At 64.2% G+C, this 26,005-nt stretch carries 24 protein-coding genes; 16 read left to right on the top strand and 8 right to left on the bottom strand.

All coding sequences use genetic code 11. The features are described 5' to 3' along the window. On the bottom strand, positions 1 to 1,284 hold the full coding sequence (locus tag AC1DX4_RS17825) for a nucleotide disphospho-sugar-binding domain-containing protein (protein ID WP_477221548.1): 1,284 nt from the start codon (positions 1,282 to 1,284) through the stop codon (positions 1 to 3). Between the two features lie 10 nt (positions 1,285 to 1,294). Next, positions 1,295 to 2,233 (bottom strand): GntR family transcriptional regulator, encoded by a 939-nt coding sequence (locus tag AC1DX4_RS17820; protein ID WP_477221547.1) that lies wholly within the window; start codon positions 2,231 to 2,233, stop codon positions 1,295 to 1,297. A 235-nt stretch (positions 2,234 to 2,468) separates the two neighbouring features. Here AC1DX4_RS17820 and AC1DX4_RS17815 point away from each other — a divergent pair, with 235 nt between their 5' ends. From AC1DX4_RS17815 to AC1DX4_RS17775, 9 genes are all read left to right on the top strand, one after another. Continuing rightward, complete coding sequence (locus tag AC1DX4_RS17815; RefSeq protein ID WP_477221546.1) at positions 2,469 to 3,533, top strand: polyamine ABC transporter substrate-binding protein; 1,065 nt, start codon at positions 2,469 to 2,471, stop codon at positions 3,531 to 3,533. Between the two features lie 370 nt (positions 3,534 to 3,903). Beyond that, positions 3,904 to 4,746: an ABC transporter permease gene (locus AC1DX4_RS17810; RefSeq protein ID WP_477221813.1), complete on the top strand. Its 843-nt coding sequence runs from the start codon at positions 3,904 to 3,906 to the stop codon at positions 4,744 to 4,746. Continuing rightward, on the top strand, positions 4,739 to 5,533 hold the full coding sequence (locus AC1DX4_RS17805) for an ABC transporter permease (RefSeq protein WP_477221545.1): 795 nt from the start codon (positions 4,739 to 4,741) through the stop codon (positions 5,531 to 5,533). The genes AC1DX4_RS17810 and AC1DX4_RS17805 overlap by 8 nt, the downstream gene beginning before the upstream one ends. Beyond that, a complete protein-coding gene (locus tag AC1DX4_RS17800; RefSeq protein ID WP_477221544.1) occupies positions 5,530 to 6,603 on the top strand; it encodes an ABC transporter ATP-binding protein in 1,074 nt (357 codons plus the stop codon). Before AC1DX4_RS17805 ends, AC1DX4_RS17800 begins: the two co-directional genes overlap by 4 nt. Positions 6,604 to 6,615: 12 nt before the next feature. Beyond that, complete coding sequence (locus AC1DX4_RS17795) at positions 6,616 to 7,890, top strand: glycosyltransferase (protein ID WP_477221543.1); 1,275 nt, start codon at positions 6,616 to 6,618, stop codon at positions 7,888 to 7,890. Next, positions 7,887 to 8,237, top strand: coding sequence for a cupin domain-containing protein (locus AC1DX4_RS17790; protein ID WP_477221542.1), 351 nt, complete (start codon positions 7,887 to 7,889; stop codon positions 8,235 to 8,237). The genes AC1DX4_RS17795 and AC1DX4_RS17790 overlap by 4 nt, the downstream gene beginning before the upstream one ends. Before the next feature lie 17 nt (positions 8,238 to 8,254). After that, a complete protein-coding gene (locus AC1DX4_RS17785; protein ID WP_477221541.1) occupies positions 8,255 to 8,596 on the top strand; it encodes a cupin domain-containing protein in 342 nt (113 codons plus the stop codon). A 22-nt stretch (positions 8,597 to 8,618) separates the two neighbouring features. Further along, positions 8,619 to 8,963: a cupin domain-containing protein gene (locus tag AC1DX4_RS17780; RefSeq protein WP_183464266.1), complete on the top strand. Its 345-nt coding sequence runs from the start codon at positions 8,619 to 8,621 to the stop codon at positions 8,961 to 8,963. 20 nt (positions 8,964 to 8,983) lie between these two features. Beyond that, positions 8,984 to 10,492 carry an aldehyde dehydrogenase family protein gene (locus AC1DX4_RS17775; RefSeq protein WP_477221540.1) on the top strand — a complete coding sequence of 503 codons (1,509 nt, stop codon included), beginning with the start codon at positions 8,984 to 8,986 and terminating at the stop codon, positions 10,490 to 10,492. A gap of 43 nt (positions 10,493 to 10,535) precedes the next feature. Here the strand turns inward: AC1DX4_RS17775 and bla are convergent, their stop codons facing one another. Further along, complete coding sequence (gene bla, locus AC1DX4_RS17770; protein ID WP_477221812.1) at positions 10,536 to 11,393, bottom strand: class A beta-lactamase; 858 nt, start codon at positions 11,391 to 11,393, stop codon at positions 10,536 to 10,538. 141 nt (positions 11,394 to 11,534) lie between these two features. On the opposite strand from bla, the gene AC1DX4_RS17765 reads away from it, so the two are divergent. From AC1DX4_RS17765 to AC1DX4_RS17745, 5 genes are all read left to right on the top strand, one after another. Continuing rightward, entirely contained in the window at positions 11,535 to 12,425 is an 891-nt protein-coding gene (locus AC1DX4_RS17765; protein WP_477221539.1) for a LysR family transcriptional regulator, read from the top strand. Between the two features lie 284 nt (positions 12,426 to 12,709). Beyond that, positions 12,710 to 13,591, top strand: coding sequence for a metal ABC transporter solute-binding protein, Zn/Mn family (locus AC1DX4_RS17760; RefSeq protein ID WP_477221538.1), 882 nt, complete (start codon positions 12,710 to 12,712; stop codon positions 13,589 to 13,591). Further along, on the top strand, positions 13,588 to 14,382 hold the full coding sequence (locus tag AC1DX4_RS17755; protein WP_477221537.1) for a metal ABC transporter ATP-binding protein: 795 nt from the start codon (positions 13,588 to 13,590) through the stop codon (positions 14,380 to 14,382). Before AC1DX4_RS17760 ends, AC1DX4_RS17755 begins: the two co-directional genes overlap by 4 nt. Beyond that, the gene (locus AC1DX4_RS17750) at positions 14,366 to 15,205 is read left to right on the top strand and encodes a metal ABC transporter permease (RefSeq protein WP_477221536.1); all 840 of its coding nucleotides are present in this window, start codon (positions 14,366 to 14,368) and stop codon (positions 15,203 to 15,205) included. The genes AC1DX4_RS17755 and AC1DX4_RS17750 overlap by 17 nt, the downstream gene beginning before the upstream one ends. Next, positions 15,192 to 15,593 (top strand): Fur family transcriptional regulator, encoded by a 402-nt coding sequence (locus AC1DX4_RS17745; RefSeq protein ID WP_477221535.1) that lies wholly within the window; start codon positions 15,192 to 15,194, stop codon positions 15,591 to 15,593. The genes AC1DX4_RS17750 and AC1DX4_RS17745 overlap by 14 nt, the downstream gene beginning before the upstream one ends. Positions 15,594 to 15,619: 26 nt before the next feature. On the opposite strand, the gene AC1DX4_RS17740 is transcribed toward AC1DX4_RS17745, so the two are convergent. The 5 genes from AC1DX4_RS17740 to AC1DX4_RS17720 form a co-directional block, all read right to left on the bottom strand. After that, complete coding sequence (locus AC1DX4_RS17740; RefSeq protein ID WP_477221534.1) at positions 15,620 to 17,689, bottom strand: 3-hydroxyacyl-CoA dehydrogenase NAD-binding domain-containing protein; 2,070 nt, start codon at positions 17,687 to 17,689, stop codon at positions 15,620 to 15,622. Positions 17,690 to 17,855: 166 nt separating this feature from the next. Beyond that, complete coding sequence (locus AC1DX4_RS17735) at positions 17,856 to 18,803, bottom strand: ABC transporter permease (protein WP_477221533.1); 948 nt, start codon at positions 18,801 to 18,803, stop codon at positions 17,856 to 17,858. Between the two features lie 3 nt (positions 18,804 to 18,806). After that, entirely contained in the window at positions 18,807 to 19,787 is a 981-nt protein-coding gene (locus AC1DX4_RS17730) for an ABC transporter permease (protein WP_477221532.1), read from the bottom strand. A gap of 1 nt (position 19,788) precedes the next feature. Next, a complete protein-coding gene (locus AC1DX4_RS17725; RefSeq protein WP_477221531.1) occupies positions 19,789 to 21,258 on the bottom strand; it encodes a sugar ABC transporter ATP-binding protein in 1,470 nt (489 codons plus the stop codon). Positions 21,259 to 21,307: 49 nt separating this feature from the next. After that, complete coding sequence (locus AC1DX4_RS17720; protein ID WP_477221530.1) at positions 21,308 to 22,321, bottom strand: substrate-binding domain-containing protein; 1,014 nt, start codon at positions 22,319 to 22,321, stop codon at positions 21,308 to 21,310. A gap of 197 nt (positions 22,322 to 22,518) precedes the next feature. Between AC1DX4_RS17720 and AC1DX4_RS17715 the strand changes: the two genes are divergently transcribed. Both AC1DX4_RS17715 and gnd read left to right on the top strand, forming a co-directional pair. After that, entirely contained in the window at positions 22,519 to 24,927 is a 2,409-nt protein-coding gene (locus AC1DX4_RS17715) for a glucan 1,4-alpha-glucosidase (protein WP_477221529.1), read from the top strand. 55 nt (positions 24,928 to 24,982) lie between these two features. Then, entirely contained in the window at positions 24,983 to 26,002 is a 1,020-nt protein-coding gene (gnd, locus tag AC1DX4_RS17710) for a phosphogluconate dehydrogenase (NAD(+)-dependent, decarboxylating) (RefSeq protein ID WP_477221528.1), read from the top strand. Positions 26,003 to 26,005 lie beyond the last annotated feature (3 nt).

Below are 26,005 nucleotides of genomic sequence, written 5' to 3'. Positions count from 1 at the left end.
TCAAATCCGTATCAGAGAGAGTATGGCTTGCGCGGCCATTTCCGTTCCGGGTTTCAGCGCCATATGGGCTGCATTGTCCTTGAGGCGGGCGCGCATGGCGTCATCGGCCAGCAGGCCGAGAATGGCTCTCTCCAATACTCCTTCGGTCCAGCCGTCACGGCCGATATGGTCGCCGGTGCCGGTCTCTTCGGCGCGGCGCGCATTGTCGTGTCCGTCCCAGCAATAGGGCATGATCAGCGACGGCACGCCGAAACGCAGCGCCTCGCAAAAACTGTTGTTGCCGCCGTGGTGGATGAACAGATCGGACTTCGCCACCACCGAGGGCTGTGGAAACCAGGCGTCGAGATAGACATTGTCCGGAACCGCCCGATAGGCATCGCGCAGGCCGCCGACATTGACGATGAAGCGCGCCGGCAGCCTGTCGAAAACGGCAAGCATGCGCTCGATCAACCCGACATCCATGGCGCCAAGGCTGCCGAAGGCGACATAGACCAGCGGTCCGCCATTGCGCGGAAACACCGGCACCTCGAACGGCCCTTCCGAGCGCACGCAGCCTTCAAGATAGACGAAGCGCTGCGGATCAAGCGGCTCGGCCCGTTCGCGCCGCACGATCGCCGGCGTCAGCAGCAGATTGAGGTCGGGCGAGCTTTCCAGGAACAGGCCCTTGGGCAGTGGCGCCAGTCCGGCATCGACGCGAAAACGGTTGAAACGGTCATGCGCCGGCGCCGAGGCCGAGAGATAACGCGCCTCGAATGCCGCGCGTCGCGGGTCATCCGCACCCATTCCTGAGAGATAGGGCGGCACTTCAGCATCGGGCAATTCCGTCTCGGCGCAGGAGACGACACGCACCCACGGGCAGCCGGCGGCGGCGATCGCCGGGAACATGATGACGTTGTCGAGCACCGCCGCGTCGGGCTTCAGCCGCGCCAGCAATTGGCGCAAAGGCGCCTCGGCATTGACCGCCGTGTCGACGATCGCCTGCCAGGTCGGCGCGACATAGGTCTCCAGCTGGTCGATCGGGCTCAGCCGGAAATGCGGCAGATGCCGGCGCACGAAGGCCTGCCAATAACTCTGGCGCTCGCTGTCGCTCAGCGGCTCGTCGGTCGGCAGCTGGTATTCCTGGAAACCATAGTCGGCAAAGACACCGGAGAAGCCGGCATGGCAGATGAAGACGGGCCGCGCCCCCTTCGCACGCAACGCCTGCGCGATACCGACGCAATTCAAAGCGGCGCCGAAGCTTGCTTCGGGAAACAGCGCGATGGTCGGGCTGGCTTTACGCGTCAATTAATCCTCGTCATTCCGGCCGGCTGATCATGCCGAACAGCGCGGGGGCGCCGCGGCTGGCCGCTTGCGGTCGCTGGTTGCGGGAGAGCCGCAGATGAATGCGAAGCAGATCGGCAGCCACCTCATACTGCCGGCTTTCGAGATGGTCGAGTATGTTCAGGTGTTCCAGCAGCGATTGCCGCAGCCGGAAGACGTTGACGCCGGCATAGATGCCGGGCAGCCGGCGCAGCCTGAGATGATCGGCCAGCGCGTCAGTGACGAAACGGTTGGCGGAACCCTCGGCGATCATGCCGTGAAAATCCATGTCCAGCCGCTGGAATTCGCGCGTGTCGAACGCAGCATCCGGCAGCGCCGACAGCGCGTCCATGCCTTGCCGCAACGCCGCCGCGCGTGCGCCGTCCAGCCGAAAGCCAGGCGTCAGGACCGCGGCGGGTTCCAGGAGCAGACGGAACTCGTAGCTTTCGCCTTGCGCTTCCGGATCGTCCGGCGTGCGGCGGAAAAGCCAGGACTGGCCCGGCGCGCGGTCCAGAAGATTCTCTTCCGTCAGTTTATTAAGCGCTTTTAGTACCGTCTTTCTCTCGGCACTGTACCGCCGCATCAATCCCGCGGCGGTCACCGTCTGGTCCAATCGCCGTGCCGACCGGTCGCGCAGGATCGCTTCGGCGAGCTCGTCTTCCTCCTTGGCGGGCAATTCGGCTGATAGGGCCGACTGCGCGGTAAGGTCGACCGCCAGATGATAGCCGGTATCGGCCTCCCAGCGCACGACGCCCCGTTCCGCCAGCAGGCTGAGTGCGGCCCGCACTGGCGTGCGCGAGACATTGCACAGCGAGGCGATCTGCTGCTCCGGGAGACGCGTGCCGGGCTCGAAACCGCGCTGTCGCGCCACATCCAGGATGCGCTGCGCCAGATCGAGATGGTTGGTGCGAGGTCGTCGGGCTGCGGCTTGCATGACTGGTCTCAGCGGATGGATGGAGCCTTATTGGTTTGGCCGATCGCCGGCACAAGCGCAATCGGCCAGATTCCTCGGTCAGTTGACAAATTATGGATTGACGTACTTTTTTCTGCAATAGTACTGTCATTGCAATCGGCAACAAAAAGACCGAGGGAACGGGATCAGAGCAGCGGCATGGGTCGCGCCGGGTCCAAAGACAGAATTCGACGATCAACCGGAATGGGAGTCTGCCATGACCGCTACCAGCCCGCGGCGCCGTGCGCTCAAGGTATCTTCAATCGCTCTCGGCCTTGCCCTGGCGCTATCGGCGCCCGCAACCGCTGCCGACCTCGTCATCTCCAACTGGGACGGCTACATGGCGCCCGATGCCATGGCCGCGTTCAAGACCGCGACCGGCGTCTCCGGCGAAGTGGTGGTGCACGCCACCAATGAGGAGATCATGGGCAAGCTGATTGCCGCCGGCGGCAAGGGCTATGACGTGGTCTTCGTCTCCTCGCCCTTCGCCGAGGTGCTGAACAAGCTCGGCCTGACCGAGCCGGTGGATCACGCCAAGATCCCCAACCTCGCCAACCTCTACCCCGAAGCGACCAAGCTGCCGCACGATGTCGGCAACGCCTTCTCCGTGCCCTACACCTGGGGCACGACCGGCCTCTGCTATCGCTCGGATCTGGTGAAAGTAGCGCCGACGAGCTGGAGCGACCTGCTTGCGCCTTCCGACGAGCTGAAGGGCAAGACCACCATGCTGGCGACCGATCGCTGGCTGCTCGCCGCCGGCCAGCTCGACAAGGGTTTTTCCGTCAACGAGACCGATCCGGCCAAGATGGCCGAGGTCAAGGATCTGCTGATCTCAGCCAAGAAGACCTTGCTCGCCTATGACGACACCACCTTCTATTCGAAGCTGGTGTCCGGCGAGGCGCTGATGGTGCAGGCCTGGGACGGCTGGTGCAATTACGGCATCGCCGAAAAACCCGAGATCAAATACGTCATCCCGAAAGAAGGCTCGGATTTGTGGGTCGACACGATGGTGGTGATGAAGGTATCCGAACACAAGGACGACGCCTTCAAGTTCATCAACTTCATGCTCGACGCCAAGAACCACGCCTGGGCAGCACAGAACATCGACTACAAGGTGCCGAACAAGCCGGCGATGGAAAGCCTGCCGGCCGACTTCCTGGCCAAATTCCCCAACATGGCGATGCCGGTGGCCGACCTCGTCAAGTTCGAGCAGCTGCGCGACGTCGGCGAAGCCCAGCGCGACTATTCGAAGATCGTCAGCGAGATCAAGGCCGCGCAGTAAGCGGCCTGCCACTTCGATTACTGGAAGCAAGCTTGCATTCCTTCGTGCCCCTCTCTGGCCTGCCGGCCATCTCCCCTTTAGCGGGGGAGATTCGCCGGCTTGCGGCTTTTCGCCAATCGTCGGCGCAGCGCCCCCTCATCCGGCCGCTTCGCGGCCACCTTCTCCCCGTGGGGGAGAAGAGACTGGCATCAACGCTGGCGACCTCCTCTCCCCTAGGGGAGAGGTCGGATTGCCCCGAATTGCCCTTCGCAATTCGGTTGGCAATCCGGGTGAGGGGGCATCTGCCGAGACACCATTTCGATGCCCATGAGATGACCGGTCGGTCGGAGAGGCGAGCGGCGTGACGCGAACCTCCCGCTCCTCCCTCTTAATGGCCCCGGCGCTGGTCTGGCTGACCGCGCTCATGGTGGTGCCGTGTGCGCTGGTGCTGGCGCTCGCCTTCTTCCGGCGCGGTATCTATGGCGGCATCGACTACACCTTCACGCTGGAGAATTTCGGGCTGGTCTTCGACCCGCTCTACGCCGGCATTTTCCTGAAGTCCGCGCGCATCGCCGGCACCGCCACGCTGATCGCGGTGGTGATCGGCTATGCCGCCGCCTATGCCATCGCGGCGGCACCGCGCCGGTGGCAGCCGGTGTTCCTGTTTTTTGCCGTGCTGCCGTTCTGGTCGAACTATCTGATCCGCACCTATGCCTGGATTGTGCTGCTCAACCGCGAGGGCCTGATCACGCAGCTGCTACGCTGGTTCGGCTATACCGGCGAGCCGCCGTCGATGCTCTACACCGAGGGCGCGGTCATCGCCGGCCTCGTCTACAACTATCTGCCCTTCGTCATCCTCGCCTGCTACGCGCCGCTGTCGCGCCTCAACCCCGAACTCGCCGAAGCCTCGCGCGACCTCGGCGCTTCCGCCGCCACCACATTCCGCCGTGTCATCCTGCCGCTGACCGTGCCCGGCATCGCCGCCGGCGCGGTGTTCGTCTTCGTGCTGTCGATCGGCAATTTCGTCACGCCAGCGCTGCTCGGCGGCGGCCGCTTCCAGATGATCGGCAATCTCGTCTACGACCAGTTCCTGACCGCCAATGACTGGCCCTTCGGCGCGGCCCTGGCGATGGCGCTGATCGCCATCATGCTTCTGGTGCTTATGGCGCAGGCGCTTGCCGCTGACCGGGCCGCTGGGCGTGCGGCTGAGGCCAAAGGCAACGCCGATGGCTGAGCGCTCCCCTGCCACGCGGCGCACGCTCTGGCTCGTGCTCGGTCTCGTCTTTGCCTTCCTCTACATCCCGATCGCAGTTCTGGTCGCACTGTCCTTCAACGAAGGCGGACTACCCACGGCATGGTCGGGCTTTTCGCTGAAATGGTATGTCTCGCTGGCCCACAATTCCGCGATCCTCTCCGCCGCGCTCAACACGCTGATCGTGGCGCTGGTCTCGACCGCGATCGCCACATTGCTTGGCACTTTGCTGGCAATCGGCGTGGAGATGCGCCGGCAGTATGGCAAGGGGCTCGAAGCCCTGATCTTCGCGCCGATGATCATTCCCGACATCGTGCTGGCGATCGCCCTGCTGTCGTTCTTCTCCATGCTCAACCTGACCATGGGCCTGCACACCATCATCCTCGCCCATGTCGTCTTCAACCTGGCCTTCGTCTGCTCGGTGGTGCGCGCAAGACTGAAGAGCTTCGACTGGTCGATCGTCGAGGCCTCGGCCGATCTCGGCGCCTCCGCGCTGACCACTTTCCGGCGGGTGACCTTGCCGGTGATCCTGCCGGCGGTGATCGCCGGCGCGCTGCTTGCCTTCACGCTCTCGGTCGACGAGTTCATCATCGCCTTCTTCACCGCTGGAGCCGGGCGCGCCTCGACCACGCTGCCGATGCAGATCTACGCAATGATCCGCTTTGGCATCACACCGGAGATCAACGCGCTGGCGACCATCGTCATGGCCGTCTCGATCACCGCGCTGACCCTGTCGCAGCGGCTTAACCGTGGGATCATCGGCCAATGAGCGAACCACGCACGCTGCTGGCCATCGATCATGTGTCGAAGACTTTCGGCCGGGTCACCGCCGTCGACGGCATCTCGCTCGATATTCGCGAAAATGAATTCTTTGCGCTGCTCGGCCCGTCCGGCTGCGGCAAGACCACGCTGTTGCGGATGCTGGCCGGCTTCGAGACGCCGAACGACGGGCGCATCCTGCTTGATGGCAAGGACATCGCCAGGACCCCACCCAACAAGCGGCCGGTCAATCTGATGTTCCAGTCCTATGCGCTTTTCCCGCATATGAGCGTGCGCGCCAACGTCTCCTACGGCTTGGAGATGGAGCGTCTGCCGGCCAAAGAAATCCGCTCCCGCGTCGACGCCATCCTGGCGACCACCGAACTTGTCCCCTTCGCCGACCGCAAGCCGGAGCAATTGTCGGGTGGCCAGAAGCAGCGCGTTGCGCTCGCCCGCGCCCTGGTCAAGCGCCCGCGCCTGCTACTGCTCGACGAGCCGCTCGGCGCCCTCGACAAGAAATTGCGTGGCGCCATGCAGCTCGAATTGAAGCGCCTGCAGCACGAGGTCGGCATCACCTTCGTCATCGTCACCCACGACCAGGAAGAATCGCTTGTGATGGCCGACCGGATGGCGGTGCTGAAGGACGGCAAGCTGCTGCAGTGCGACACGCCGCATGCAATCTATGAACATCCCGCCGACCGCTTCGTCGCCGACTTCATCGGCGTGATGAATTTTATCCCGGGCAAGGCCGTCGCGGATGGCGTGATGGCCGCGAATGGTGCGCGCATTGCCGGCAAGGTTCCCGTAGTGCTTTCGCCCGGTGCTTCCGCTGTCGCGTCGGTGCGGCCCGAACGCATCCGGCTGTTCCCTTCAGCCGACACCGCCAACCGCACCACCGGCACGGTCGAGGCACTGGCGTACCACGGGCTAGACCTGCAGCTGCATGTCCGCACGCCGCTGTCGCCAAAACCGTTCCTGGTGCGCGTCACGGCTGATGCCGCCGACCGCCGGCCGGTGTCATCGGGCGACCAGGTCGAACTCGGCTGGGATGCCGCCGATGTCAGAATTTTTGAGGAATAGAGGAGAAGCTTGATGGCGCAGAAGACGATCGCGTTTTTTCCCGAAGCGGCCTATGGCCCGGCGCTCAATTCCGTCGGCATCGCGCAAGCCGTCGAGGCGCGCGGCCACAAGGCTGTGTTCCTGTCGGACCCCGGCTTCGTCGAAGTCTACAGGGGCTACGGCTTCGAGGCGCATCCGGTAAACCTGTCGGAGCCGATGCCGCCCGAGCAGATGGCCAAGTTCTGGGAAGACTTCATCAACGGCCACATCCCGAACTTCCGCAAATCGCCCTACGACCAGGTCGACAACTATGTGAAGGATTGCTGGACGGCGATCGTCGACAGCGCCAAATGGGCGCAGAAGGACCTGCCGCGTGTTCTGGCTGCCATCAAGCCCGACGTGATCTGCGTCGACAACGTCATCCTGTTCCCGGCGATCAAGCAGTACGGCAAGCCGTGGGTGCGCGTCATCTCCTGCTCGGAAAACGAGATCGAGGACGAGGACATCCCGCCGCATCTGTCCGGCTGCGGCGAGAACGACCATGCCGGGCATCAGCGCTACCGCGATCACTTCAACGCGGTGATCAAGCCGATCCATGACGATTTCAACGCGTTCCTCACCGCCAACAACGAGGCGCCCTATCCGATCGGCCAGTTCTTCGAGGCCTCGCCTTACCTGAACCTGCTACTTTATCCCGAGGCAGCAAAGTTCAAGCGTCGCCATCCGCTCGATCCGGCACAATTCCAGTATCTCGAAGGCTGCGTGCGGCAGGAGAAGCCGTACACGGTGCCGACCTTCGCTGAGAACAATGACGGCCCGCTGCTCTATGTCTCCTTCGGCAGCCTCGGTGCCGGCGATGTCGACTTGTTGAAGCGCATCATCGCCACGCTGGGCAAGACCCGCTACCGCGCGCTGGTCAATGTCGGCGGCTACAAGGACCAGTACACCGACGTGCCCGGCAACGTAATCGTCGAGAGCTGGTTCCCGCAGCCTTCGGTGATCCCGCAGGTCGACGCCGTCATCCACCATGGCGGCAACAACTCGTTCACCGAGTGCCTCTATTTCGGCAAGCCGGCGATCATCATGCCCTATGTCTGGGACGGCCATGACAATGCCACCCGCGTCGAGGAAACCGGCCACGGTTTCGGCATGCCGCGCTACGACTGGAACGATGCCGAGCTGGTCGCGAAAATCGAAACCTGCCTGACCGACCCGAAGATGAAGGCCAAGCTGGCGAAGACCTCGGCACAGATGCACGCGCAGAACGGGCCTGAGAAGGCGGCGGGTTTGTTGGAGGCGCTGCTGTGACCTCCTCCGCACCCCATCTCCACCAGGCCTCAACCCGCACCGATCTCGTCGACTGGGGCGCCCAGCCTGACGCACTGGGCGGCGCCTCGCATTCCACCGGCAAACTCGTGCACAAGGGTCCGAACAACCAGCCGGAATCCGGCATCTGGGTGTGCACATCAGGCCGCTGGCGGCTCTCGATCCCGCGCGATGAATTGTGCCATTTCGTCGCCGGGCGCGCGACCTACCGGTCGGATGTCGGCGAGGTGATAGAAGTGTCGGCCGGGACCGTGGTCATGTTCCCCGCGGGCTGGACGGGCGAATGCACGGTGCATGAGACCATGCGCAACGTCTACATGCTGGCCTGAACAACGGAGCTAACCACATGTCGACACCGCATTGGCCGCAGGCCGCGAGCGTAGAACTGGAGGATTGGGGCGCGGGCAGCAACACACTTGCCGGCGCGCCGCGTGCTTCGGGCCGGATCCTGTCGCAGAACCCGGACGGATCGAGCGAATGCGGCCTGTGGTCGTGCACACCGGGCACGCGCAAGGTTGCCTTTGCCGCTGACGAGTTCTGCCATTTCGTGTCGGGGCAAGGCAGCTATGTCCATGACAATGGCGAACAGATCCCGGTCGAGGCCGGCACGCTGGTGTTCTTCCCCGCCGGCTGGACCGGCATCTCCATCATCACGCAAACGCTGACCAAGGCCTTCATGTGCCGGTGAGCCTCATTTCAAGGAAATCGATATGACCACGCCAATCATGCAATCGCCGCTCGCTGTCACCGACCTCGTCGACTGGGGCGTCATCCCGACCATGATCGAGGGCCAGTCCCACACCTCGGGCAAGCTGCTGTACAAGGGACCGGAAGGCCGTTCCGAATGCGGCCTGTGGGTTTGCACCCCAGGCAAATGGCACTGCCACGTCACCCGCGACGAGTTCTGCCACTTCCTCGAAGGCCGCTGCACCTATGTCCATGAATCCGGCGAGGTGATCGAGATCGAGCCCGACACGGCAGCCTTCTTTCCACAGGACTGGAAGGGCGTCTGCACCGTCCATGAGACGATCAAGAAGGTCTACATGATCCGCTGAGCGGACCTGAAAGGACGACCATGCATTTCGCCCCTGACCGGCCGACCTTCTTCATCAACCCGGACTACCGGCCGATGGCTGGCACGACCAAGCCAGTGATCGATCCGGCGACGCTGGAAACCGTCGGCGCCATCGCTGCGGCCAGCGACGGCGAGATCGACGCCGTGCTCACCGCCGCGACCATAGCGCAAGCCGCGTGGAAAAAACTCGACGCCAAGAGCCGGGCCAAGCATCTGCATGCCGTCGCCAACGCCATCGAGGCGGCCGACTTCACCCGCTGTGCCGAGCTGATGGTGCGCGAGATGGGCAAGCCCTATCCGGAAGCCATCGGCGAGATCGCCAATTGCGCGCCGATCTTCCGCTACTATGCCGAGATGGCGCGCGACGATGCTGGCAAGATCGCCGGCACGACGCAGGCCGGCTCGTTCCAGTACGCGCGCTACGAGCCCTACGGCGTCTCCGTTCACATCATGCCCTACAACTTCCCGATCCTGCTCATGTGCTGGACCGTCGCGGCCTCGCTCGCCGCCGGCAATGCCTGCATCATCAAGCCGGCCGAAGCGACGACGTTGTCGACGTTGGACTACATGACCGTATTCCGCTCCCTGCCGGAAGGGCTGGTTTCCTGCCTGCCGGGCGGCGCGGCCACGGCGCAGGCGCTGATCACCTCCGATCGCACGCACGCCGTCGCCTTCACCGGCTCGGTCGCCGCCGGCAAGGCGGTGGCGGTGGCTTGCGCCGAACGCATGAAGCCATGCGTCATCGAGGCCGGCGGCAGCGATCCGCTGATTATCAGCGAGCACGCGCCGCTTGAAGTCGCCGCAGCCGGCAGCGTCACTGCCGCCTTCCATCTCACCGGCCAGGTCTGCACCTCGGCCGAGCGCTTCTTTGTCGTCGATTCCGTGCATGACCGCTTTGTGGAACTGTTTGCCGAAAGGACACGCGCGCTGCGCATTGGCAACGGCATGGACAAGACCGAGATCGGACCGCTGGTCAGCGAGGCGGCTCGGGCGAAAGTGATGCGGCTGGTCGACGATGCGATTGCCAATGGCGCCAGGGCGGTCACCGGCGGGCGCATCCCGCCCGCGCACAATGTCGGCTGGTTTTACGAACCGACCATCCTCACCGGTGTCACGCCTGACATGGCGATCGTGCGCGAAGAGTGCTTCGGCCCGGTCGCCGCGATCTGCCGCGTCAAGGATTTCGACGAGGCGATCCGCCTTGCCAATGACAGCCCGTTCGGCCTCGGCGCTTCGGTGTTCACCACGGATCTCGCCGAAGCACATGAAGCGGCCGAACGGCTCGAGGCCGGCATGGTCTGGGTCAACAATCCCCTCATCGACAATGACGCTCTGCCCTTCGGCGGCTGGAAGGCATCCGGCCTCGGCCGCGAGCTCGGACGGCAGGGGCTCGACGCTTTCCGCCGCTCGAAGATGGTCATCATCGACCACAAGCCGGCAATCCAGGACTGGTGGTATCCCTATCCCGACAGCTGGTTCCGCGAGACCGGCGGCCGCAAGCACGTATGAGGAGCAGCGCGGCACAGCCGCGCTGCTCCACGCGACCCATCATTTACGCCTCGATCGCCTCGACGAGTGCCCGCGAGACGGAAGCAATGACCGCATTGCGCTTGGCCAGGTTCTGCTTCGTGCCGGTCAGGTAAACCGACATCAGGATCGGATTGCCAGATGTCGGCCAGATGACAGCCGCGTCGTTGGTGCTGCCGCGATCTCCGGTGCCGGTCTTGTCGCCGCATTTCCAGCCTTTCGGCAGTCCGGCCCTGATGCGCTCGTCGCCGGTCTTGTTGGCCACCAGCCATTCCACAAGCTGCGCCCGACCTTTGTCCGAGAGGCTGTTGCCGATCGTCAGACGCTCGAGATCGTTGACCATCGCAAGCGGAGAAATCGTGTCGCGCTTGTCATCGGGCAGTGACTCGTTCAGATCCGGTTCGGTTCGGTCCAGCCTGCCCACATCGTCGCCCAGAGACCGCAGGTAGGCAGTCAGCTGCGCCGGTCCGCCAAAGGACTCCAGCATGAGATTGCCGGCACCGTTGTCGCTGACCGTCACCGCTGCCTCGCAGATGTCGGCCATCGTCATCTCGGTGCCGATATGCTTCTTCGTGACCGGTGAGTTCGCGACCACGGCATTGTCCGGAACCTTGATGCGCCGATCCAGCTGCTCAATGCCGCCATCGACACGGTGCAGGACCAGCGCGGCCGCCAACAATTTGAACGTGCTGCACATCGGAAACAGTTCGTTCTCGCGATAGCCGAATTGCATCGTCGTTCCGGAGATCCGACAGGCTACGCCCAGCCGACCACCGCTTTCTGCTTCGATCCGCCTTATTTTCGGCGTCAGGCCATCAAATTTTGTCGGGCTCGTCGCCGCCTTCGCCATCGCGCCAAGCGTGACCGGCGCCGTCAAGACCATTGCGAGGCCACTGATGAAACTGCGTCTGCTTGTCATGTCCACACTCTCTGTTGCCCCGCGCCGCAGGACTGGACCCGATCCAGCGCATCCGCAAACGAGTAAACGTCCCCTGCGTCATAAGAAAAACTAGGGCTGGGACCGATGAAGCGATCGCACCTCCCGCTGAACGGCTTGCGCGCCTTCGAGGCCGCCGCACGGCATCTCAGCTTCACCGGCGCCGGCCTCGAACTGCGCGTCACCCAGGCCGCCGTCAGCCATCAGGTCAAGGGCCTTGAAGAGGTGCTTGGCGTCAGGCTTTTCCGCCGGTTGCCGCACGGGCTTGCCCTGAGCGAGGAAGGCGAGGCCTTGCTGCCGGTGCTGAGCGATGCCTTCAACAGGATCGGCGTCACGCTCGATCGCTTCGAGGGTGGCCGCTTCCACGACATCGTCACCGTTGGCGTTGTCGGCACCTTCGCTTCGGGCTGGCTGATTCCCCGGTTGCCGCTGTTCCACCAGGCCAATCCGGACATCGAACTGCGCATCTCGACCAACAACAACCGGGTCAATCTCGCCGCCGACGGTCTCGACTTCGCCATCCGCTTCGGCGACGGGTCCTGGCAAGGGACGGACAACACGCCGTTGCTGCCGGGCTCGTTCTCGCCCGCTTGTACGCCTGACATTGCCGTGCGTCTGAGCGATCCCTCCGATCTCGCTCGCGAAACGCTGCTGTGCTCGTATCGGGAAGACGAATGGCTGCGCTGGTTCGAGGCGGCCGGCCGCCATTGCCCGTCGATCAAGGGCATCGTTTTCGATTCCTCCGTCACCATGGCCAACGCCGCCGTCCAGGGTGCCGGTGTGGCGCTGCTGCCGGTCTCGATGTTCAGCCGCGAGCTTGGCTCCGGCCAACTGGTGCAGCCCTTTGGCAGCACGGTCGATGTCGGCCGTTACTGGCTGTCGGCGCGGCGCCGGCGGCAGAACTCGCAGGCGATGGCCACCTTCGCGGATTGGCTGAGGGCCGAGGCGGCCGAGAACAATTCCAGCAAAAGTGTGTAGCGGTTTCCCATCCGGAATTTCAGCCGATGCCTTCGCCGCCGTCGATCACCAGCCTGGCCGGTCATCAGGGATGAGCGGTCGGAGACGAGAAACAGGATCGCCTCGGCGCTAGGCGTCGGCAAGCCTTGTCACGGTCTTGTGTTCGCCAGGAACCGCCGCGTTGGCGCGGGTCATCGATCGTGCCGCATTTTCGACATAAATGTTATACTGTTACGGTTACACTATAACATGACGTCAAACCCTGGCGGCGGGCCGTTCCGCCCAAATCCCAAAGGAGATCAAGGATGCGTTCCCTTCCATTGCTGGCCGCGCTGCTGGTCGCAGCGCCGCTGCTGACCAGCACCATCGCCCGGGCCGCAGACAAATTGAACGTTGTGGCGGCCGAGAATTTCTATGGCGATCTCGCCCGCCAGATCGGCGGCAGCCATGTCGAGGTCACCAGCATCCTGTCCAATCCCGACGACGACCCGCATCTCTTCGAGACCAGCCCGTCGACGGCGCGCACCATCGCCGATGCCAAGGTCATTATCTACAACGGCGCCGACTACGATCCGTGGATGGACAAGCTGCTTGCCGCATCGACCAAGCCGGACCGTACGACCATCGTCGCCGCCGACCTGATCGGCAAGAAGTCGGGCGACAACCCGCATCTCTGGTACAATCCGGCGACACTGCCGGCGGTCGCCAAGGCGCTTGCCGCCGACCTGTCAAAGCGCGATCCCGCCAACGCGGTGCACTACGAGGCCAATCTTAAGCAATTCCAGGCCTCGCTCGACGGCATCGACAAGGAAATCGCCGAGGTCAAGAGAACCTATGCCGGCACCGAGGTGACCGCCACCGAGCCGGTGTTCGGCTACATGGCCGAGGCGCTCGGCCTCAAGATGCTGAACTATGATTTTCAGGTGACGGTGATGAACGACGCCGAGCCGAGCCCGACGCAGGTTGCCGCGTTCGAAAACAGCCTGAAGGACGGTTCGGCCAAGATCCTGTTCTACAATTCGCAGGTGACCGACGAGGCGACGACGCGGCTGCTCGACCTCGCCAAACAGAACAAGGTCACCGTCATCGGCGTCACCGAGACGGAGCCAGCCGGTCAGACGATCCAGACCTGGTTCGGCGGACAGCTTGAGGCGGTCCAAAAGGCGCTTGCAGACCGCACGCAATGAGCGCAGTCGCCTTCGAACGGGTCACCCTGACCTATGGGGGACGCCGGGTCCTTTCCGACGTCTCCTTTTCCGTTCCGCAAGGCGCCTTTGTCGGTCTTCTCGGTGCCAACGGCGCCGGCAAGACGACAATGCTGCGCGCCATCCTCGGTCTCATAAAGCCGTCGGGCGGGACCATCTCGGTGCTCGGCAAAGCGCCGACGCGCGGCAATGCTGATATCGGCTATATGCCGCAAGCGCGGCGCACTTTGCCTCATATGGGGATCAGCGGCCTGGACTTCGTGCTGACAGCGGCCGGCGGCCATCGCTGGGGCTGGCCGGTTGCGTCCGCCGCCGAGAAGGAGGCCGCCTGGAAGGCGCTCGAGGAAGTCGGGGCAACCGACCTCGCCCGGCGCCCGCTGGCCGAGCTTTCCGGCGGCGAGCGCCAGCGCATCCTGATCGCGCAATCGCTGATCGGCGATCCCAAACTCCTGCTGCTTGACGAGCCGCTGATCAGCCTCGACGCGGCGCACCAGCGCGCCATCATCGATCTTGTCCACGAGGTCGCGCAGCGGCTAGGCATCGCGGTGCTGTTCTGCTCGCACGAGATCAACCCGCTGCTGCGCGCCGTCGATTGCGTGCTCTATCTCGGCAACGGCAAGGCTGCGATCGGCAGCGTCGGCGAAGTCATCAGCGGGCCGGTTCTGTCGAAACTCTACGGCACATCTATCAATGTGGTGCGGGTCGGTGGCCGCATCTTCGTCATGGCCGATGACGTCGAACTGGAGGCTGGGGCGCATGTCCACGATGTTTGACTATGAATTCATGCGCAACGCCTTCTATGCCTGCACGGTGGTCGGCATCGTCGCCGGCGCTGTCGGCTATTTCCTCGTGCTGAGGGGGCAGACCTTCGCAGGCCACGCGCTTGCCCATGTCGGTTTTCCCGGCGCCACGGGTGCCGGTCTCATCGGCCTGCCGCCATTTTTGGGGCTGGCCGTATTCACCATTCTCGGCGGCATCTGCATCGGGCTGCTCGGCGAGCGTGCGCATCGCGATGTCGCCATCGGCATTGTGCTGACACTGTCTCTCGGCCTTGGCCTGTTGTTCCTGCATTTCTACACCGCCTTCGCTTCGCAGGCGACAACCGTACTGTTCGGCAATGTGCTCGGCATCAGCCTGCGCACCGTTATCGTCCTTGCCGTGCTGGCGGTGGTTATCCTGGTCGCGCTGATGCTGATCGCCCGGCCGCTTCTCTTCGCCAGCCTGCAGCCGGAGCTCGCCGAGGCACGGGGCGTGCCGCTCAACCTCGTCTCGACCCTGTTCATGGTGCTTGTCGCCGTCGCGACCTCGGAGGCGATCCAGATCGTCGGCGTGCTGCTTGTCTTCGCGCTGATGGTGGCGCCAGCGGCGACCGCGCTTCGGCTGACACAAGGCGTGCTCGCCGGCATCGTCGTCTCGATGGCGCTGGCCGTCGCAATTGCCTGTATCAGCCTGTCGCTCGCCTTCCTGACGGACTGGCCGACGAGTTTCTGGATCACCGCCTTGGGTACATCAGCCTATCTGCTCAGCGGCGTGGTGCAGCGCTCGACGATCCAAAGTACAGCCGCCCAAGGTACAGCCGCCAATGACACCCCCTGACCTGACCCGAAACCAGAAGCTGGTGCTGGCGGCCATTTCCCGCGCCGGCAGACCGGTCAGCGCCTACGACATCCTTGATGACATCAGGCCGCATGGCATCAAATCGCCGGTACAGGTTTACCGGGCGGTCAAGAAACTCATCGAGAATGGCGCGGTTCACAAGGTTGAAAGCCTCAATGCTTTCGTGCCCTGCGCCGGTCGGCATGCCCATGGCCTGAGAACCACGATCCTCGCGGTCTGCGAACAATGCGGCCAGGTCACCGAATTCAGCGACGGCATCATCGATCGCCGGCTCGCCGAATGGGCAGCGCGCGAGCGCTTTCACATCGAAGCGACGAGCATAGAGGTCAATGGCCGCTGCGCCGACTGCACTCCCGGACAAAATTAGCCGGGCCTCGGCCTTTGGGATCGCGGTCAGGCCGCGCCGGTCTCCCACGAGCCGGTTTCGGCCATCCGCTTCAGCAGCGGTGCCGGCTTGAACACATCCTTGCCGGTCCGTTGGTGCCAGTGATCGAGCCGCTCAATGATCTTGGCCACGCCTTCGAGACCAGCCCAGAACATCGGCCCGCCCTTGCCGATCGGGAAACCGTAGCCATTGACCCAGACGACATCGATATCGGAGGCGCGGGCCGCGATCTTTTCTTCGAGGATTTTCGCCCCCTCATTGACCAGAGGGTAGAGCGTACGCTCGATGATTTCTTCCGCACCGATCGCGCGCGGCGCGATGCCCTTCTCGGCTGCCTTGTCGCGGATCAGCGCCTCGACCTCGGGATCGGCAACGCCCGCCCGCGCGCCGGCCTCGTAGAGGTAGAAACCCCGGCCAGTCTTCTGGCCGAAACGCCCCTGTTCGCACAGCGTATCGGCGATGACAGCCGTCAGGCCGCGCGCCTTGCGATTGCGCCAGCCAATGTCCAGGCCGGCGAGATCGCCCATCTGGAACGGTCCCATCGGCCAGCCGAAATCGGCGAACGCCTTGTCGATCTGGCTGGGAGTCGCGCCCTCCAGCAGAAGCGCCTCCGATTCCGAACCACGCGCTGCCAGCATGCGGTTGCCGACGAAGCCGTGGCAGACGCCGACAACGACAGCCACCTTGCCGATCCGCCGCGCCATGTCGACCACAGTCGCCAACGCATCCGGCGCGGTCTTGTCGGCGCGCACGATCTCCAGCAGCTTCATGACATTGGCCGGTGAGAAGAAATGCAGGCCGAGCACATCCTGCGGCCGCGAGATCGAGGCGGCGATCTCGTTGATGTCGAGATAGGAGGTGTTGGTGGCAAGGATGGCGCCCGGCTTGGCTATCGCTTCGAGCTTACCAAACACCTCCTTCTTGACCGCCATGTCCTCGAACACCGCCTCGACGATCAGGTCGCAGTCGGCAAGGTCGGCATAGTCGGTGGAGCCCTTGAACTGGGCCAGCCGCTGATGCTTGGCGTCTTCGGTCAGGGAGCCGCGCGAGACGGAAACGGCATAGTTCTTCTCGATCGTGCCGAGCCCGCGCTGCAGCGCCGCCTCGCTGGTTTCCAGCAAGGAGACGGGATAGCCACCATTGGCGAAAGCCATGGCGATGCCGCCCCCCATCGTGCCGGCGCCGATGACGCCAACGCGTGCGATCCGGCGCTTGACGATATCCTTGCCGGGAGCCTTAGCCGCCTCACGCTCGGCGAAGAACAGATGACGCTGCGCCCGCGACTGGTCGCTGGCGACAAGCGTCACGAACAGCGCACGCTCCGCCGCCAGTGCTTCGTCGAAGGGCAGCGTGACGGCATTGCGCACAGCTTGCGCGCAGGCGATCGGCGCTTCGAGCCCGCGCGCTTTCTTGGCAAGATCGGCCGCCTCGACGTCGAAGGCCGCCAGGTCGGTTTCCCCAAGCAAGTCATCGCGATCACGCACCGATGTGAAGGGACCACCCTTGCGGGCAATTTCTCGGACAAAGTTCACGGCATGCGTGGTCAGATCGCCTTCGAAGACAGCGTCGACGAGGCCCGCTCCATGCGCTTCGGCAGCGCCGATCGGCGTGCCCGAGACAATCATCTTCAGGGCCTTCACCGCGCCGACCAGGCGCGGCAGCCGCACCGTGCCGCCGCCGCCGGGAAGGATGCCGAGCTTCACCTCCGGTAAGCCGAGCTTGGCGCCGACATCGGCAACGCGGAAATGGCAGCCGAGCGCCAGTTCCAGCCCGCCGCCGAGCGCGGTACCGTGGATGGCGGCGACCGTCGGCTTGGCGATGGTTTCCAGCATGGCCACGATGGCGCGCAGATCGGGCTGCTGCACCGGCTTGCCGAATTCGGTGATGTCGGCGCCGGCGACAAAAGTCCGCCCGGCGCAAGCGATAACAATGGCTGTCACCGACGCGTCATCGCGCAAGGCGACAAGCGCCTGCATCAGCGGCTCGCGAACATGAAAACTCAGCGCGTTGACCGGCGGATTGTCGATGGTGACGAGGGCAACGCCATTCTCGTTCACGACGCTGACAGAACTGGACAAGCGGAGCCCTCCCGAGGCCAACTGCGATCGCGGAAGGGTTTACTAGGCCGCGCCGCGAATGGGAACCCGATGTTAGGCTGGCCCAACGATTGTCCAGGGCCTCAGCGTCGACGCATCGCGATCATTCACCGCCCCCGCCGGCGTCCAACGTTCTGCATCGCGAAAGCTACCGCACCGCCTTCTCGCCACCCGCCGCCGTAATGACCCCAACGATGATCAGCCCCGTCAGCAGCAGCCGCACCCCGGCGCTGACGCCGAACGTGTTGAGCATGGTCAAAAGCAGCACCAAAAACAACGCCGCGCCCCAAACCCCCGGCACATTGGCCTTGCCGCCGGCGACCGATGTGCCGCCGATGACGACGACAGCGATCGAGGCCAGCAGATACTCATTGCCGATATCGACATTGGCGCCGCGGAAATAGCCGGCGAGCAGGGCGCCATCGATGCCGCCGAGCGCGCCCGACAGCGTGTAGGTGAGGAATCGTATGCGGCCGACATTGACGCCGGCGAGCCAGGCGGCGCGGATGTTCTGGCCGATCGCCAGCACCGAGCGGCCATAGATCATGCGTTGCAAGGCGATGGCCGCCCCGATGGTGAACAGCACGGTGAGGATTGCCAGCACCGGAATGCCCAGGATCTGCCAATTGGCGAAATCGGCGAAGCCGGGCGGCGGCTTGATCTGCAGCCCGCGCCCATAGCTGATGTCGATCGACTGGATGATGAAGCTCGCCGACAAGGTGGCGATGATCGGCGGAATGCGCAGTGCCCAGATCAGCAGATAGTTGACCGCACCGATCACCGCGCCGCAGGCGAGCGCGGCCAGCAGCCCGACGACGATCATGGAATCGCTGCCGGCCATCACCTTCATGGCGACGGCGCTGGCCAGGCCGATATTGGCCGGCAGCGACAGATCGACATTGCCCGGCCCGAGCGTGATGACGAACATCTGCCCGACGCCGACGATGACCGTGAACACGGCCAGCGAAAGTGCTGCCGTCACCATGCCGCCGGCGCCATAGCCGCCGGTGAAGGCAATCGTTGCCAGCCACACCAGCAGCGCGCCGACGAACGACCAGATCCATGGTTTGCCGGACAGCGATTTCACCAAAACCATCGCTCACCTCTCCCTGCGGCTGATCAGCACCCGCGCCGCCAGCACGATGATCAGGATGGCGCCATTGGCCGCCACCTGCCAGTCGGGCGGGATGTGCATGAAGGTGAGTAGCGGCGAAGCCGCCAGCGCCAGTGTCAGCGCGCCGATCACCGCGCCGATCGGCGACACTCGGCCGCCGACGAACTCACCGCCGCCGAGGATGACGCCGGCGACCGCCAGCAGCGTGTAGCCATTGCCGATATTGGCGTCGGCCGAGGTGGTGATACCGATCAGCGCCATGCCCGACAGCACGCCGAACAGGCCGGCCAGCGCAAACAGCACGATCTTCGTCTTCAGCAGCGACCAGCCGGCGCGCTTGAGTGCCGCCGGATTGCCGCCGGAGCCGCGCAGGATCACGCCATAGGAGGTGCGCATCAGGCCGAAATGGACGACGAGGCCGATCAGCAGCGCCGCGATGATCGGGAACGGCACGAAAGGCGGCTTGAAGGACATGAGCCCAAGCAGCCAGTCCGGTGCCTTGCCGCCGGGCTTGGGCAGGACGAGGATGGCGAGCCCCTGCCAGACGAAGCTCATGCCAAGCGTCACCACGATCGACGGCAGATTGCGCAAATGGATCAGTGCGCCGAGCAGCGCATAGATGCCGATCGACCCGAGCAAGATAACGACCCCGATCAGCGGTGCGTCCTTCAACCAGGTCGCGGTGACACAGCCAACGAAACCGACGAAGGTGCCGATCGACAGGTCGAGTTCATTGCCTGCAATGACGAACATCTGCGCGATCGTCGCCAGCGCGATCGGGATCGCCAGGTTCAGCATCAGGCTGAAGCCGAAATAACTGATGGCACGCGGATTGAGCCAGGCGATGGCGAGCAGCACCAGCGCCAGCGACAGCGCCGGCAGCAGCCCGCGCAGCAGGCGGGCGCGGGCCAGTGCGCCACGCTCGGCGGAGTTCTTTCGGCCGGTCTCGAGGCTGGCTGCCGTCATCTCAGGCCGCGTCGCCGAAGGAGGACTGGATGATCTTCTCTTCGGTCAATTCGTCGCGTCGCAGATTGGCGACGATGCGGCCGTTCTTGAAGACATAGACATGGTCGCAATTGTCGAGCTCTTCGGTTTCCGTCGTATACCAGAGGAAGGTGCGGCCATTGCGCGCCTCTTCGCGAACAAGGTCATAGACCTCGAGCTTGGTGCCGATATCGACGCCGCGCATCGGATCGTCCATCAGCACGATTTCCGCATCCGAGCCGAGCGCGCGGGCAAACAGCGCCTTCTGCTGGTTGCCGCCCGACAGCGAAAAAATGTTGTTGTTCATGTCGGGCGTGCGGATGCCGATCTTCTTCTGCCAGACCTCGGCAAGTTCGGCCTCTCGTTGCGGCGAGATCAGCAGCCCGTTGCGCAGCCTCGCCAGCGAGCGGATGCCGATATTTTGCGCGATCGACCATTGCGGGAAGATGCCGTCCGACTGACGGTCACCGGCGACCAGCGCCACAGGTGCTGTCACCTCGATGCCTGCCTTGGCGCGCGAGGCCCCGCTGAAGATCGCCAGCAGCAGATCGGTCTGGCCATGGCCTGCAAGACCAGCAAGCCCAATGATCTCGCCGGCACAGGCGACGAGGTCGGTGCCATCCCTTTGCGCGGCAGGACGCGCCCGAACCCGCAACGGGCTGGCCGTCGGCTTGGCGGCGGCAATCGCCGCCGCGATCTTCTGGCGTGCTTCCGCGCCGCCCATCGCCGTCACCAGCCGGTCGCGGTCGAAGGCATTTGCCGCGTCGGCAACGACCACCTTGCCGTCGCGCATCACCACGATGCGGTCGGCGTTCTTCAGCACCTCGCCCAGCACATGCGAGATCAGGATGCAGCTTTTGCCGCCGGCGACGAAGCGGCGGACGAAGGCCAGCAACTGCCCGGCCGTATGCGCGTCGAGCGACGAGGTCGGCTCGTCGAGGATGACGAGATCGAGCCGATCCTGGGTAACCGTGAAGGCGCGCGCCACCTCGACCATCTGGCGTCGGCCGATCGACAGGTCGCCGACAATATCCCAAGCCGATATGCCATGATCCGGAAAGATTTCGTCAAGCTTGGCGGTGATCAGTGCCGCCGCCTTGCGCCGCCAGCCGAAGCCTGAGAGCGACGCGTGATTGATGCGCGTGTTCTCGGCAACGCTGAGATTGGGGCACAGCGACAGTTCCTGGAACACGCAGCGTATGCCGAGCTTTTGCGCCCGCGACACCGAGTAGCTGTCCACAATGGCGCCATGCACGCCGATCGTGCCGCTGTCGGGCGTCAGCGTGCCCGCCACCATGTGCATCAGCGTCGATTTGCCGGCGCCATTGTGGCCGACCAGGCCGACGCATTCGCCGGGCCCGACATGGAAATCCACCCCGCCCAGCGCGCGAACGGCGCCGAAATGTTTTTCGGCGCCGTTCAGTCTGATGATGTCAGCATTCCCTTCAGGCATGCCTAGAGATATCCGCGCGATGGTACGAAGGGCAATGCTGGCGCGACATTCACTTGATGTTGGCCTTGATCGCCGCGAGGGCGTCTTCCTGCGTGTATTCGTGGGTGGCGACGCCGCCTTCCTTGATCTTCGGCAGCGCTGCCTCGAAATCGTCCTGGGTGAAGGCGAGATACGGCACCAGCAGATCGTGCGGGATGTCCTTGCGGCCGTCGAGCACCTGCTGCGCCACCCAGAAGGCGAGCGACGACACGCCAGGCGCGATCGAAGCCGACCAGGTCTTGTAGCCGTCCTTGTCCTTCTGTTCCTTCCACCACTTCAGCTCGTCCTGGCGGTTGCCCATGATGATGGTCGGGCGCGGCTTGCCGGCCGCGGCGAAGGCCTGTGCGGCACCATAGCCGTCACCGCCCTGGTCGACGATGCCGACGACATCGGGCAGCGAGGGCAGGATGGTCGCGACGGCCTTCTGCGCCGTCGTCTGGTCCCAGTCGCCGGTCACCGAGCCGACGATCTTGAATTCGGGATGGGCGGCGACGCCTTCGAGGATACCGGCATGGATGGCATCGTCGATCGAGGTGCCGGCCAGGCCACGGATTTCCAGAAGGTTCCCGCCCTTGGGCTGGAACTTGGCCATCTGCTCGACTTCCTGCTTGCCCATGTCCTTGAAGTCGACGACGACGCGGTAGGCGCAGGGCTCGGTGACGGTGCCGTCGAAGGAGACGACGACGATGCCGGCATCGCAGGCCTGCTTGATGGCGCCATTGAGCGCATCCGGCGAGGCAGCGTTGATGACGATGGCGTCATAGCCCTGCAGGATCAGGTTCTGCACCTGCGCGGCCTGTGTCGGTACTTCCTTGTCGGCGGTGGTGAAGATGTCGGCTGCGCCGACGATCTTGTCGTCGACCGCCTTCTTGGTGACGATGCCATAGCTGTCGAGCATCGCCTGCCGCCACGAATTGCCGGCGTAATTGTTGGAGAATGCGATCTTCTTGCCGCTGGTGTCGGCAAGCGCTGTGCCCGAGGCCAACATAGCCGTCAGCGCACCCAGAACGAGCAGTTTCTTCATGTGATTTCCTCCCAAAGTTGCTAGTTTTGCCTGATGGTCGTTACGCGCAGTCCCTGTTTTTTATCTATTGTCAGACAAAATGCAGACGAACCGCAAGCTGTCAACTGCAAAGCTTGGCATGCCTTCGATCAACTTGCGGTGCGATGATTGAAAAAGCTGCCGGCACATGGTCTAGGAGCACGACAGGAGGCCAATTGATGGCAGTAACGCCGACCGTCGCCAAAGGCGCGCCCGGGATACCCGCCCGCTGGACATCAAGCGCCAAGAGTGGCGTCGGCACCGCGTTTTCAGCCAAGAGCCCACTCTGGTTCACCATCAGCCACGGCATCTTGAACGAGATCTACTATCCGCGTCTCGACAGCGCCTGCACGCGCGACATGGAGCTGATCGTCACCGGCCCCGCTGGCTATTTCTCGGAAGAGAAGCGCGACGCCGCGCACAGCATCGCGCCGTTCGAGGATGGCGTTCCGGGCTACAGGCTGACCAACACCGCGACAGACGGCGCCTACCGTATCGAAAAGCGCATCATTACGGATCCGAAACGGCCCGTCCTGTTGCAGGAGATTGCCTTCGTGCCGCTGAAAGCCTCGGCGGCCGACTACCATGTCTACGCGCTGCTCGCGCCGCACCTCGTCAACGCCGGCATGGGCAACACGGCCTGGGCCGGTGAACACAAGGGCCAGCGGATGCTCTTCGCCACCGGGCGCGGCGTATCCCTGGCGTTGGTCTCCTCACTGCCCTGGCATAGCTGTTCGGCCGGCTACGTCGGTTTCTCCGACGGATGGCAGCAATTGCAGAACGGCGGTGCGCTCGATCCCTCCTGCCAACGGGCGGAAGACGGCAATGTCGCCCTAACCGGCGAGATCGGCTTTTCCGCTGGCAACATCACGGCCTTGCTGGCACTCGGCTTCGGCGCCTCGCCGGAAGCAGCCGCCGACCTGGCGCTGGCCAGTCTCAAGCAGGGTTTCGACGCCGCCGCGCAAACCTATGTCGAGAACTGGCGGACATTTCAGGCCGGGCTCGAGAAGCTCGACCGCCACACTGCCTCCGGGCTGAACACCTATCGTGTGAGCACAGCGGTTCTGGCCTCGCATCTCTCGGTCGCGAGACCGGGTGCCGCCGTTGCCAGCCTGTCGATCCCATGGGGCTTCAACAAGGGCGACGACGATCTCGGCGGCTACCATCTGGTCTGGCCGCGCGATCTGGTCGAGACCGCTGGCGGTTTCCTTGCCGCCGGCGACGGCAAGCAGGCGCTGCAGATCTTGACCTATCTGCGCTCGATCCAGCAGCCGGACGGTCACTGGCCGCAGAATGTCTGGTCCGACGGCACCGCCTATTGGCCCGGCATCCAGATGGATGAATGCGCCTTTCCGCTGCTTCTGGCCGACGCCTTGCGCCGCGCAGGCCATCTGCCGCGCGCCAGGCTCGCCGATTTCCTGCCGATGATCGAAAGCGCCGCCTCCTACGTCGTGCGCAACGGCCCCGTCACTGGCGAGGATCGCTGGGAGGAAGACGCCGGATACAGCCCGTTCACGCTGGCCGTCGAGATCGCCGCACTGCTTGCCGCCGCCGACATGCTGGATGTCGTCGGAAAGAGTGAGCCGGCAAACTACCTGCGCGAAACCGCTGATTGCTGGAACGATCAGGTCGAACGCTGGACCTACGTCACCGGCACTCAGCTCTGCATCGAGGCGGGCGTCAGCGGCTACTATGTCCGCATCGCGCCGCCGGACGATGCGGGCGCGGCTGCGCCGAAGGACGGCTTCGTGCCGATCAAGAACCGGCCGCCAGGCGACACCGACAAGCCGGCGGAAGCCATAATCAGCCCCGACGCTCTGGCCCTGGTTCGCTTTGGCCTCAGGGCAGCCGACGATCCGCGCATCGTCGATACCGTCAAGGCCGTCGATGCCCTTTTGCGTTGCGATCTGCCGCAAGGCCCGGTCTGGTACCGCTACACCAGTGACGGCTATGGCGAGCACGAGGATGGCACGCCTTTTGACGGCACCGGCCGGGGACGAGCCTGGCCCCTGCTCACCGGCGAGCGGGCGCATTACGAGCTGGCGGCTGGCCGCAAGGAGAAAGCCGCGGAGCTTCTCGAAACCTTCGAGCGCTCGGCGGGCATCGGCGGGCTGCTGCCGGAACAGGTCTGGGACAGCCCGGATGTGCCGGACCGCGAGCTGTGGCTGGGCAAACCGTCCGGCAGCGCCATGCCGCTGGTCTGGGCGCATGCCGAGCACATCAAGCTGTTGCGATCGCTGCGCGACGGCGCGGTTTTCGACATGCCGCCGCAAGGCGTCGAGCGCTACATCCAGGGCAAGACAGGCTCGCCGCTCAGGATATGGCGCTTCAACAACAAGATCCGCTCCATCCCCGCAGGCAAGGTTTTGCGCGTCGAGCTTGCGGCGCCGGGCGTTGTCCATTGGAGCAGCGACAAATGGCTGACGATCGAGGACCACAAGACCAGGGAAAACGCTTTCGGCGTTCATCTGGTCGACCTGCCGGTCGCCGAACTGAAGCAGGGGAGCACCCTCGTCTTCACTTTTTTCTGGCCCGATGCGATGCGTTGGGAGAATGTCGACTTCAGCGTCGGCATTGACGCATCATGATGAAAGCAGCCGGGCCGATAGATTTTTTCTTTCCTCAAGCAATCGGGACGAAACCATGCAGATCGGAATGATGGGACTGGGCCGGATGGGCGCCAACATGGTGCGGCGCCTGATGCGCGACGGCCACGAATGCGTCGTCTACGACATCAACGCGGCAAGCGTCGCGGCTCTGGTGAGCGACGGTGCGCTCGGAGCGGCATCCCTGACGGAATTCGTCGGCAAGCTCGCCAAGCCGCGCTGTGTCTGGCTGATGCTGCCGGCAGCGATCACCGGCAAGATCATCGACCAGGTCGCGGCCCTGATGGAGCCCGGCGACATCGTCATCGACGGCGGCAATTCCTACTATCACGACGCTGTCGACCAGGCCGCGAAACTGGCCACCAAGGGCATCCACCTCGTCGATGTCGGCACCAGCGGCGGTGTCTGGGGCCTGGAGCGGGGCTACTGCCTGATGATCGGCGGTCCCGACGTGGCGGTGCAGCACCTCGACTCGGTCTTTGCCACGCTCGCACCGGGCGCCGATGCAGGCGCGCCTGCTCCGGACAAGGCTACCGCCGGCACTGCACCGTTCGGCTACCTGCATTGCGGTCCGAGCGGCGCCGGCCATTTCGTCAAGATGGTGCACAACGGCATCGAATATGGCGTCATGGCCGCCTACGCCGAAGGCATGAACATCCTGAAATCGGCCAATGCCGGCAAGCGGCAACGCACGGCCGACGCCGAGACCAGCCCGCTGGAAAACCCACAATACTACCAATTCGACATCGACCTTCCCCAAGTGGCCGAGGTCTGGCGCCATGGCAGCGTCATCGGCTCCTGGCTGCTCGATCTCACCGCCGGCGCGCTGAAGAGCGATCCGGGCCTGGCACAGTTTGGCGGCCGGGTTTCGGATTCCGGCGAAGGACGCTGGACGCTGAAGGCGGCGATCGACACCGGCGTACCGGCGCCGGTGCTGTCCTCGGCGCTGTTCGACCGCTTCTCCTCGCAAGGCGAATCCGAATTCGCCGACAAGCTGTTGTCCGCCATGCGCTATGCCTTCGGCGGCCATCTCGAAAAGCCGAAGGCCGGCAAGTGACGC

This window comes from Mesorhizobium sp. P3_A8 (assembly GCF_056402995.1).
The sequence above is the reverse complement of the archived record's forward strand: the minus strand, read 5'-3'. Positions and strand labels throughout refer to the sequence as shown.